The organism is Bacillus sp. RHFS10 (assembly GCF_016757475.1).
Lineage (GTDB): Bacteria > Bacillota > Bacilli > Bacillales > Bacillaceae > Bacillus > Bacillus subtilis_G.
Genome location: NZ_JAESPO010000005.1, coordinates 65,701 through 77,267, shown reverse-complemented (window position 1 = coordinate 77,267; position 11,567 = coordinate 65,701). Strand labels below are relative to the sequence as shown.

General features: G+C 46.8%; 9 protein-coding genes. 1 reads left to right on the top strand and 8 read right to left on the bottom strand.

What is annotated here, in order from left to right; all coding sequences use genetic code 11:
- Window positions 1-11 precede the first annotated feature (11 nt).
- The 6 genes from dppE to proG all read right to left on the bottom strand — a co-directional run bounded on the left by dppE (window position 12) and on the right by proG (window position 6,357).
- The gene (gene dppE, locus JMN17_RS16710; protein ID WP_202328570.1) at window positions 12-1,661 is read right to left on the bottom strand and encodes a dipeptide ABC transporter substrate-binding protein DppE; all 1,650 of its coding nucleotides are present in this window, start codon (window positions 1,659-1,661) and stop codon (window positions 12-14) included.
- A 2-nt stretch (window positions 1,662-1,663) separates the two neighbouring features.
- Window positions 1,664-2,671 carry a dipeptide ABC transporter ATP-binding subunit DppD gene (gene dppD / locus JMN17_RS16705; protein ID WP_202328569.1) on the bottom strand — a complete coding sequence of 336 codons (1,008 nt, stop codon included), beginning with the start codon at window positions 2,669-2,671 and terminating at the stop codon, window positions 1,664-1,666.
- 4 nt (window positions 2,672-2,675) lie between these two features.
- On the bottom strand, window positions 2,676-3,638 hold the full coding sequence (dppC, locus tag JMN17_RS16700; protein ID WP_148963824.1) for a dipeptide ABC transporter permease DppC: 963 nt from the start codon (window positions 3,636-3,638) through the stop codon (window positions 2,676-2,678).
- A gap of 5 nt (window positions 3,639-3,643) precedes the next feature.
- Window positions 3,644-4,570 (bottom strand): dipeptide ABC transporter permease DppB, encoded by a 927-nt coding sequence (gene dppB / locus JMN17_RS16695; protein ID WP_202328568.1) that lies wholly within the window; start codon window positions 4,568-4,570, stop codon window positions 3,644-3,646.
- A gap of 16 nt (window positions 4,571-4,586) precedes the next feature.
- Complete coding sequence (gene dppA, locus JMN17_RS16690; RefSeq protein ID WP_087990919.1) at window positions 4,587-5,411, bottom strand: D-aminopeptidase DppA; 825 nt, start codon at window positions 5,409-5,411, stop codon at window positions 4,587-4,589.
- A gap of 127 nt (window positions 5,412-5,538) precedes the next feature.
- The gene (gene proG / locus JMN17_RS16685; RefSeq protein WP_202328567.1) at window positions 5,539-6,357 is read right to left on the bottom strand and encodes a pyrroline-5-carboxylate reductase ProG; all 819 of its coding nucleotides are present in this window, start codon (window positions 6,355-6,357) and stop codon (window positions 5,539-5,541) included.
- Window positions 6,358-6,527: 170 nt separating this feature from the next.
- On the opposite strand from proG, the gene htrA reads away from it, so the two are divergent.
- Window positions 6,528-7,886, top strand: a complete 1,359-nt coding sequence (htrA, locus tag JMN17_RS16680; protein WP_202328566.1) for a serine protease HtrA — start codon at window positions 6,528-6,530, stop codon at window positions 7,884-7,886.
- 489 nt (window positions 7,887-8,375) lie between these two features.
- Here htrA and JMN17_RS16675 read toward each other — a convergent pair whose 3' ends face one another.
- A complete protein-coding gene (locus JMN17_RS16675) occupies window positions 8,376-9,347 on the bottom strand; it encodes a glycosyltransferase family 2 protein (protein WP_202328565.1) in 972 nt (323 codons plus the stop codon).
- 11 nt (window positions 9,348-9,358) lie between these two features.
- Window positions 9,359-11,563, bottom strand: a complete 2,205-nt coding sequence (locus JMN17_RS16670) for a glycosyltransferase family 39 protein (RefSeq protein ID WP_202328564.1) — start codon at window positions 11,561-11,563, stop codon at window positions 9,359-9,361.
- Window positions 11,564-11,567 lie beyond the last annotated feature (4 nt).

Sequence of the window (11,567 nt, the reverse complement as noted above, 5' to 3'; positions counted from 1 at the left end):
AATCACCGGCGTTAGTTTTTATCAGCCCATTTTAAATCGATATAACCGACAGGATGCCGGACGATTCCCTTCACATGTTCGTTTTGCAGGTTGACCTGGTTGTAAAAATAAACCGGAATGATCGGCGCTTCATTGACCAGCAGCTTTTCAGCTTGATGCATAAGGGAGAAACGTGTTTTTTCATCGGCTTCATTTTTCGCCTGCTTGATCAGCTGATCGTATTCTTTATTGGCCCAGCCTGTGCGGTTCATCGAATTTCCTGTTTGGAAGGCTTCCAGAAAACTGATAGGGTCCGCGTAGTCAGGCAAAAATGAGCTTTGAGAGAATTGGAATTTCAGCGCTTTTTGATCCTCTAAAAATACGTTCCATTCCATATTGGCCAGCTTCACATCGACTCCAAGAGTATTTTTCAATTTTTGCTGGATCGCCTCGGCAATCTTTTTATGCTCCGGCTTTGTGCTGTAAGTAAGAGTAATCGCAGGAAGCTTATCATAGTTTTCTTCCTTCATGCCCTTTTCCAGCAGCTGTTTCGCTTTGCTTTCATTTGGCGTGACCAGGTCTCCGCCCGCTTCACGGAAATCTTTGCCGTCAGGCTGCGTAAATCCGGGCGATACAAAGGCACGCGCCGGTTTTTCATTGTTTTTCGTGACGTACTTGACAATTTCCTTTTGATCTACAGCCATTGCAAAGGCTTTTCTGATGTTTTTATTTTGGAACGGCTCCATGTTCACATTAAACCGGTAGAAATATAGGCCCGCTTGGTCAACAATGCTGACGTTATCCTGATCAAGCAGCTGATCACTTAATTCAGCAGGGACGTAAGCGGTATCCAGTTCCCCAGACTGAAACATCTGGTAATCTGTATTTCTGTCACTGACCATCGCCCATTTCACCTTATCAAGCTTCACGGTATCTTGATCCCAATACGTGTCGCTTTTCTCCATTGTGATGCTGTCATCATGCTTCCATTCCGCCAGCTTAAACGGACCGTTCCCGACAAATGTATCCGCCTCAGCAAACCATTTTGGATTTTCTTTATCGACCTTTTCGTTTACCGGAAAATACGCCGGATTGGACACGACGCTTAGAAAATATTTTTGCGGTGCTTCAAGCGTTACTTCAAGGGTTCGATCATCCTTTGCCGTCACCTTCACATCGTCTTTTTTCCCTTTTCCGCTGTTATACGCTTCGCCGCCTTCAATAAAATAGCCGAGAAACGCAGATGAAGCGCCTTTTTTCGGATCAAGCATCCGTTTCCACGCGTATTCAAAGTCTCCAGCCGTTACCGGATCTCCGTTTGTCCATTTCGCATTTTCCCGAATCGTAAATGTGTAGGTTTTTTTATCTTTTGATACAGACCACTTTTCCGCCATTGCCGGTTCGGGCTCATGATCTTTGCCAAGACGCGTCAGCCCCTCCATGATGTTATTTAACGGCTGCCACGACACATTATTAAAACCGATCGGCGGATCGAACGAAGTCGGTTCATTTTCGTTATTTAAATACAGCACCTTTTCTCCGCTTGTTTTTGCCTTATCATTTCCGCTTTCTTTTCCGGCCTTTTCGTTTGCTGTACATCCCATCAGCGCAAACGAAAGTCCCAATGCAAGACCCATCCCCCATAGCTTTTTCACTCGTTTCATCCTCTTCCCCCTTTTCATGATCAATCCTTCGCATCTCCGGACAGCACCGCATGCTCGGCCCGCTGATCCTGCAGCCAGCAGTTGACGGTGTGCGTGTCAGATCTGATGGTCTGGCCCGGGTATACCCTGTCACACACGATCATCCTGTTCGGACAGCGGGCGGCAAATGGGCAGCCTGGCGGAGGTGAAAATAAATCCGGCGGCGTTCCGTCGATCGGAATCAGCTCCGCGCCCTCCATATCCAGCCGCGGGACAGAGTTCAACAGCCCTTTTGTGTATGGATGCTGCGACTGATAAAAAATATCTTTTCTCGTGCCGATCTCCGCTATTTTTCCGGCATACATAACTGCGACTCTGTCAGCAACCTGGGCAACGATCCCTAAATCGTGTGTAATCAGAATGACAGACACATTCGTTTTTCTCTGAATCTCTTTAAACAGCTCCAATATCTGTGCCTGAATGGTCACATCAAGAGCGGTGGTCGGTTCATCTGCGATTAAGATGTCTGGCTCGCAAATCAGCGCCATCGCAATGACAATCCGCTGTCTCATGCCGCCGCTGAATTGATGAGGATACTGCTTCAGACGCTCTTCCGGATCGGGAATGCCGACCAATGACAGCATCGAAAGCACCTCTTTCCTCACCGCCTTTTTGTTCATTTTTTTGTGGCGCAGGAGCGCTTCCCCCAGCTGGTCTCCGACAGTCAGTGTCGGGTTTAACGCCGTCATCGGGTCTTGAAAAATCATAGAAATGTCGGCTCCCCTTATGCTTCTCATTTCTTTGTCAGAGAGATGGCAAAGGTCTTTGTTTTTAAATAGAATGCTGCCGTCTGTCACCTTTGCCGAATAGGGCGGAAGCAGACCCATGATGCTTTGGGAGGTAACGCTTTTGCCGCAGCCGGATTCGCCGACGATTGCAAAGGTTTCACCTTGATACAAATCAAAGCTCACCCCTCTGACCGCCTGAACCGTCCCGCCGTAAGTCGTAAAAGAAACGTGCAGATTTTTGACTGACAGAACTTTTTCCATACAGCTACCTCCTCAGCTTAGGGTCGAGCGCATCCTGCAATCCGTCTCCCAGCACATTAAACGCATACATCGTCAATGAAATGAAAAAGGCCGGAAAAAACAGGCGCCACCAATGCCCGGACAAAATCGCAGGCAGACCGTCATTCGCCATCACACCCCAGCTGGCAAACGGGGCCTGTATGCCGAGGCCGAGAAAGCTTAAAAAGGATTCCGCGAATATGGCGGCAGGTACGGTTAATGTCATTTGTACGATAATCGCTCCCATTGTATTCGGCAGCAGATTCTTCCGGATGATACGAAAGGTTTTCGCGCCAAAGGTTTTCGAGGCGAGTACATATTCATAATGTTTAATTTGAAGCACCTGGCCTCTAACAATTCTCGCCATGCCGACCCATCCGGTTACAGTCAGCGCCACAATAATGGTGCCCAGCCCCGGCCCCATCAGCACCATCAGCAAAATGACAACAAGCAGATACGGCAGCCCGTACAGCACTTCGATAACCCGCATCATGATACCGTCAGTTCTGCCGCCTTTATAACCGGCAACGCCTCCGTAAATGACACCGATCACAAAATCAATCAGCGCTGCCATCACGCCGACAAATAGCGAAATCCTCGCTCCATACCATGTTCGGGTAAACACATCCCGGCCGAGCTCATCGGTCCCGAACCAATGCTCGGCTGAAGGCGGACGATTTTGTTCGGTCAGCGATTGGCGCGCGACACTATGAGGTGATAAAAAAGGTCCGATAACAGCCATGACAAAAAGAAATAAAAGAATAAAGAGTCCCGCCATCGCTAATTTATTTTTCTTCAGCCTCCTCCAAGCATCCTGCGTGTATGACAAACTCGGCCGCTTGACCGAATCGGCTTCTCGATTTTTTTCTTGATTCGAGACAAACCACTCATCCGGCACCTGAATATGCTGCTCTGGCTGGCGTTCATCTGTTTGTACAGGGAGATTCACACGCTTCACCCTTTCTTATGCAGTTTAATGCGCGGGTCTAAGAGACCGTAGGCCAAGTCGACCAAAAACAGCATGATGATCAGAATGACACTGTAAAAAACGGTCGTTCCCATAATCACGGGATAGTCCCTCTGATTAATGCTTTCAACAAAATATTTTCCCATTCCGGGAATGGCAAAGATTTTTTCAATAACAAAGCTTCCAGTTAAAATACTGGCGACGAGTGTGCCCAGAACGGTAACGACGGGCATGAGTGCATTTCTGAGTGCGTGTTTTACGATAATTTTGAACGGAGAAAGACCTTTTGCTTTTGCTGTGCGGATATAATCCTGTGTCAGGACTTCGACCATGCTTGACCGTGTCAGCCTGGCAATGATCGCCATTGGCCCTACCGCAAGCGCTGCGGTCGGAAGCACCATATGGATCGGGCTCGTCCATGTGGCAGCGGGAAATAGGTTGAGATTGACGGCAAACTGCTGAATAAGCAATGTTGCCAGAATAAAATTCGGGATGGAGATGCCGAGCACCGCTAGACTCATCGCGGCGTAGTCCAAAAAGCCATTGCGGCGGAGCGCAGCGATTACGCCCAGCACGAGCCCGGAGATCACAGCAATGACAATCGCTGTCAATCCAAGCTCAAAGGAAACGGGAAATCCGCGTTCCAGCATATCATTGACGCTGTCTGACGGTTTTTTAATTGAAGGTCCGAAATCGAATGTAATGATGGATTTTAGGTAGATGATGTATTGGAAAATGAGAGGATCGTCTAAGTGATAGTAGGCTTCGAGATTTTTTTGAACGACTTCATTTGTGCCTCTTTCCTCGTTAAAAGGAGATCCGGGAATGACCTTCATGAGAACAAAAGTCAGGGTGGTAATCACCAAAATCGTAGCTGCCATTGCCCAAAAACGCTTCATCATGTATCGCACCAAAGCCTAAAACACCCCTTTAGCAGAATGATGTCCGCATCGCAAGCTCAGTCATGACAAGCATCGCCTGATAGGCTTCAAGCATGTCCTTCGCCTGAAATTGAACGGTTGTGGTACCCGGCTTCATTTCAGTTCCCGGCATCAGATTTGCCCATTCAGCCTGCCCGTAATTGGCGAATTCAATGCTCAAAACGGGTCTGTCAGGCGGTGTGAGCGGTTTGACTTTATCTTTGTTTTTCAGGGCAAATGCGGTTTTTTCTGTCAGCAGCCGGCCGGCTTTCGCAGGGGACAAGCACTTCACTGCTGATCTTGAAATGGTTTGTTTGACAGCGGCTGTCGTGACATTCGGTATGAGCTCTTCCGCTTCTTTTGCGGCACGGTCATCACCGGCTACCATTAACACCGGGACATCATAATAACCGGCAACATATGCATTTAACCCAAGCTCACCGACAGGCCGATCGTTTATGTAAAAATGCCGGACGCCAAAAATCATGCTGTGTGACATCACACCGGGAGTCGAAGCTCTCGCATGGTAACCGAGAAACAAAGCGCCTGTAAACGTATCATCCAGCCCCTCTACCATCGAAAATGGTTTGACGTCACCGGAAATCAAGTCGGCTTCAGGGTGAAGCTTTTCAACCATCAGATTATTCATCTTCGAATGGCTGTCATTGACCAGCACCTCTGTACACCCGCTGTTAAACGCTTCGGCAATACAGTAGTTTGCTTCTTCGGTCATGATGAGCCGCCCGCGTTCATAATTGCGCTTGCCGGAATCCACAAAGGTATCGTCCGGAAGACCCGAAATACCTTCCATATCTACTGACATGTACAGTTTCATAACGCTCCTCCCTTTTACTAAATTATGAATATTCTAACAAATTATATTAAAAAAAGAGGAAAATTGCAATATAACTGGGGAAAATCACAACTTTTCATTGATAAAAAAAGAACCCTCTTTCAAGGATTCATGTCTGTTTCTCTGCCTGTTCTGTAAGCAGCTCATATTTTTTCAAGGTTTTATCAAACATCCGATCAAAAACGTCTGGCAAAGAGGCGCGGATCACCTCAGCTCCCTCTCCAGTAATTCCGCCTTTCGTTGCGACACGCCCCAGCGTTTCCTCGAAAGACATATTCTTTTCGATCAGCAGTTTGCCAGTACCGTATAGAGAATGAATCAGAAAATCAAAGGCTTCTTCTTTGGACAGGCTGCTGTTTCTCACCGCAGACAGCGCCAGTTCTTCGAAAACGGCAGCTATGAACCCGGGTGCCGAGCTCGTCAAATTGCTGGCGGCATCCAAATTTGATTCTTTGATTTCCCGTACACTGCTGAAAACCGATAACAATTCATTCAGACGTTCTTTTTTATCCGCTGTCAATGCCTCACTGTGAACGACAAGCGAGACGCCCGCTTCAGCTTCGGACGTTATGGCAGGAATGAAACGTGATATACCAGCCTCCGTTTCAGCCTCCAAAAGACGCAGCGGCACACCGGCAGCAATGGAAACGATATGCGTATTCCTGTTTACATACGGGTGCAGACGGCGCAGTGTTTCAATGACATGGAGCGGCGGGACACATATCAAAATCAAACCGCACGTTTCAGCCCAGTTCTCAAGCGAATCCGCCGATACATTTGGATAATCTGACATCAGCGCCTGAAGCCGCTCCCCTTTCGTTCTTGTTTCAATAAAGAGCTCATTCTCCTTGATTTGGCCATGCTTCAACAGCTGCCTGGCGATCATATCGGCCATGCTGCCATATCCAATCAATCCAATCTGTTCCATCGACTCAGTCCTTTCATATACAATAAAGAGTGTACCGTTTTCAGCCCTTTTTCACAATTTCCCATAATCTTTTCATTTTTATCCCACAGTTTTTGTTTATGATAAACTCAAGTCATAAACCTATCATAATGAAATAGATTTAGTGAAAATAGAGAAACGGAGTGAACATGATGAATAACTATCGTGACGAAAACAGAACGGAAGGAAATGAGAATGAGGTCTTTCTAGCGAAAGAAAACGATCAGAGCCCCTCCTACTCAGCCCACAATGTGATTCATGACCAGGAGAAGAAAAAACGAGGGTTCGGATGGTTCAGACCGCTGCTCGGCGGCGTGATCGGCGGCAGTCTCGCTCTCGGCATTTACACGTTTACACCGCTAGGCGACCATGATTCTCAGGACACAGCAAAACAATCATCCAGCCAGCAGGAAACGCAATCTGTTACTGCGAAAAGCACGTCCTCTGAATCTAGCAAAAGCTCGTCAGACTCAAGCAGCTCATCTGCATTCAAGAACGAGGATTCTTCTAAAATCTCAAATATGGTGGAAGACATTTCACCGGCGATTGTCGGTATTACAAATCTTCAGGCCCAGTCCAACAGCTCTTTGTTTGGCTCTGACTCATCCGGTTCCAGCGAAGGTACAGAAAGCGGATCGGGATCGGGTGTCATTTTCAAAAAAGAGAACGGCAAGGCTTATATTATTACGAATAATCACGTCGTAGAAGGGGCGTCTTCACTGAAGGTATCTTTATATGACGGCACTGAGGCGACAGCAAAGCTGGTAGGCAGTGATTCGTTAACAGATTTAGCGGTCCTTCAAATCAGTGATGACCACGTAACAAAAGTGGCGAGCTTCGGTGATTCATCTGATCTCAGAACAGGCGAGACCGTCATTGCGATTGGAGATCCGCTCGGAAAAGACCTGTCCCGCACAGTAACGCAAGGAATTGTAAGCGGTGTGGACCGAACGGTTTCAATGTCAACATCAGCCGGTCAAACCAGCATTAACGTGATTCAAACCGACGCAGCGATTAACCCAGGTAACAGCGGCGGTCCATTGTTAAGCACTTCCGGCAAAATCGTCGGCATTAACAGTATGAAAATCAGTGAAGATGATGTTGAGGGCATTGGATTTGCAATCCCCAGCAACGACGTAAAACCGATTGCTGAAGAATTGCTGTCTAAGGGGCAAATTGAACGTCCGTATATCGGTGTCAGTATGCTTGATTTAGAACAAGTGCCGCAAAACTACCAAGAAGGCACACTCGGCCTGTTCGGAAGCCAGCTGAATAAGGGCGTATACATCCGTGAGGTCGCTTCAGGCTCTCCTGCTGAAAAGGCCGGATTGAAAGCGGAGGATATTATCATCAGCCTGAAGGGCAAAGAAATCAATACAGGCAGTGAACTGCGTAATATCTTATATAAAGACGCAAACATCGGTGATACCGTTGAAGTGAAAATCCTCAGAAACGGCAAAGAAATGACGAAAAAAATCAAACTCGACCAAAAAGAAGAAACAACTTCTTAAGAAATAGCGCCTCAGGCCGCAAAAGCGGTCTGAGGCTTTTTATTGAACAAAAGACCTATCGCTCTATGAAACACTCTGCCTCAACATCTGACATGATACTAATCAGATGTTGAAGCATCATTTGAGAAAGCGGTATGAACATGAAAACCGTGGGATTGAGCATGATCTGGGCAGGGTCAAACTTTTCTGCGCTAAGCTTTCTCCTTTCTGAATCGACTGTCGTGGGGAATTACACTGGGTGCCAGTAGTCTATTACACATAACAAATACGGCTCTCATCATGCGTTTCTGTAAAGCCCTCCAATATATCAGCTGACACTCAGCAAAGCCGAGGACGACTGCTTTTAGGCTTTGCCGTTTTTATTTCAGCATAACTGAACCGCAGTGAAAGTTTACAAACTCTTAGTCTCATAAAACGATCAGCGTCTGTTCCTTTGATCATCGCGCAGAACATAAAAAACCCCTGTCCGTAAAGGATAGGGGTTTCAGGTTATGACATATGCTGGTCTCTATAGAGTCTTTTATTTTTAATTCCATATGATTTCTGCACGATGTAAAGCGGCCTGTCTTTGGCTTCATCGTAGATTCTGCCGATATATTCGCCGACCATCCCTAGAATCAGAAGGACGATGCCGCTGAACAGGAGCTGGATCACAATAAGGGATGACCAGCCCGTAATCGTGCTGTCTGTGAATAGCTTCAAGTACAGCACGATAAACATATACAGAAATCCCGCACCTGACATGAACATCCCCGCGTAGCTTGCCAGTTTCAGCGGTTTGTGTGAAAATGTCGTGATGCCATCCATTGAAAGCTTGAGCATTTTCTTCAGCGGGTACTTTGTTTCTCCGGCGAGCCTTTCATCACGTACGTACTCGACCGCTGTCTGTTTGAAGCCCACCCAGCTGACGAGCCCTCTGACAAAAGGATTTTTTTCTTTTAATCTCTTCATTTCATCACAGACTTTTCTGTCCATAAGGCGGAAGTCCCCTGTATCAATCGGGATATCAATATCTGTCATGCTGCTGAGAAGACGGTAAAACATAGCCGCTGTTTGTTTTTTGAAAAAGGTTTCCCCTTTTCGTTTTGTCCGCACGGCGTACACAACCTCATAGCCTTCCTTCCACTTTTCAATCATATCTAAAATCAACTCAGGAGGGTCCTGCAAATCGGCGTCAATGACGGCGATTGCATTCCCCTGTGCATAATCCATACCCGCTGTAATGGCGATCTGATGCCCAAAATTCCTTGAAAAATCAATGATTTTCACTCTCGGATCGATCAGGCTGTGCTCTCTTAAAATCTCAATACTGCAATCTTTGCTTCCATCATTGACAAAAAGCAGCTCGTAGTTTTCCTTCGTTTGATCCATGACCTCTTTTAAGCGCTGATAGGTTTCATGAATGACAAGCTCTTCGTTATACACAGGTACAACAACTGAATATTGAATATGTCTGCTCATGTTTTTTCCTCCTATTCATCAGCATTTAGTTCGTATAATGTAACTGACTGATTCATTCCGCCAGATCCGCCGCCCATTTGGCTGTTTTCGCCTGAAGACTCGCTATTGCTTGATGTATCAGCTGAATCATTATTTTCTGTTTTCTGATCAGATGATGATTGTTGATCAGAACTTGATTGCCATTTAGATGAAGACACTTCTTTCCCGTTTTTCTCAACCCATTCAACAATGTCATTGTTTCCGCCTCTTCCCATTCCAGAAGCCAAGAAGTATTTCACTTTTCCTTCTTTTACTAGTTTTTTAAATTGAGTCAGTGTGATAGCCGGGTCAGAACCGCTGAATCCGCCAATAGCCATGACAGCTTTTTTCGTTTTAATAATATATGGCGCTGCTGTGTTCGAGTCTGTTGTGGCGAATAGATATTCAGCTTCGGAGTTATTCTCCTCTAGATATTTGATCAGTTTTTCATTTGCAGTCGCATCTGACATACCCATGCCTTTTCCGCTGGCTGAAGCGAGCTGAGGCCCTGTTTCAGGCTGTGAGCTGTTGCCTCCGTACAGAAGCGGTGTGCTTGCCCAATAAATCGGCATCACCAGCAATGCGAGAAGAGCTGCAAGTGATACATAATAACTGATCGGTTTTTGGCGCTGTTTGAACAGCAGCAGAGCAATCGCTGACAACGCCCCGATAATCCCTACGCCAATGCTCCAGCCAGCGCCGATTTGATCGTTGTAATTCCTGAGAATAAACAATTCAAACCCAGTTGTCGCAAGAATCGCTGCCGGCAGAAGCCATGATGTCCAGCCTGTCTGATTGCGGTACAGGTGAACAAGGGCAACCCACCCCGCCCCGACAAGAGCCGCAATCGGCGGTGCCAGCATAATGAGATAATAATGATGGAAAAATTCTGCGACACTGAAGAATCCGGCAATCGGTACAAGCCATGCGACCCAGAACACCGTTTCCTTCTGCTCTGCAGATAATCTTCTTCTTTCTCTCGCACCCGCGATCAGTAAACCTGCGATTCCAAAAATCGCAAATGGCAGAAGCCAGCTGATTTGATCAGACAATTCTTGTTGGAAAAGCCGCAGCGGACCAGGTGTTCCCGTTCCGAACATTCCTGAACCTGATTGCATTTTCGAGCCGGTTCCTGCACCGCCTTCCCCTCCGTCTCCGCCAGGTCCGCCCTGATCGCCGTCTCCGCCGCTTGGAGGGCCTCCTTGACCGCCGCTCGGCATTTCTCCGCCGTTTGGCATTTGACCGTTGGATGGAGGTGCCGCCATATTGCCATTTGATGATTTGTCATCACTTGATGAGCTGCTGCTTGATGACTGGTTAGGCGGCGCTTGAGTTTGTGATGAATTGTTATCAGAAGACGGCATTTCTTTCGAGGCGTCTCCGGTTGATCCGCTCTGTCCGCCGCCGGAATTTTGGCCTGTCAGCCGCTGAATCCCGTTATATCCGAAAGCCAATTCCAAAACAGAGTTGGTCTGGCTGCTTCCGATATAAGGCCGCTTGCTTGCAGGGATATTGTCAACAATGAGCGGCCATGATAACGAAACAGCTGCTAATACAGCTAACGCACTTACCAAAGAAATGATTTTTTTCTTAATTGTGGCGTTTGCCGCAATCAGATAGAACAATAAGAAGGCCGGTAAAATCATATAAGCTTGAAGCATTTTTGTATTGAAACCTATTCCAACGACGAAAAATGCTGCTAACAGCCAGATCAACTTTCCTTTTCTGATCGCTTTAAAGAGGAGCCATGTGGCAAGCAATAAGAAAAATACCAGTAATGCATCGACATTGTTTGTTCGTGCTACAGCTACAGCAATCGGCGTACATGCCATAACAAATGAGGCAATGCGCGCCGCCGTTTTACCGAATGTCGGCTTAATCAGCAAGTACATCAGAAGGACTGAACCTACACCCGCCAATGCTTGAGGGAGAATGACGCTCCACCCGTGCATACCGAATATTAATGCGCTAATCGTTTGGATTTGGTATGTAACAGGCGGTTTATCAACTGTTATAAAGCCGGCAGCATCGAACGAAGCATAAAAGAAATGATGAAAGCTTTGCATCATACTTGTAACTGCCGCGGTGTAATAAGGATTCACCGTGTCGTCATTCCAAATGTTATAGATATTTAAAAATGCAGATGCGAGCAAAATGAGGATAAGGACGATATCCAGCTCGCGTTTTTTCTTTTCCACTTGT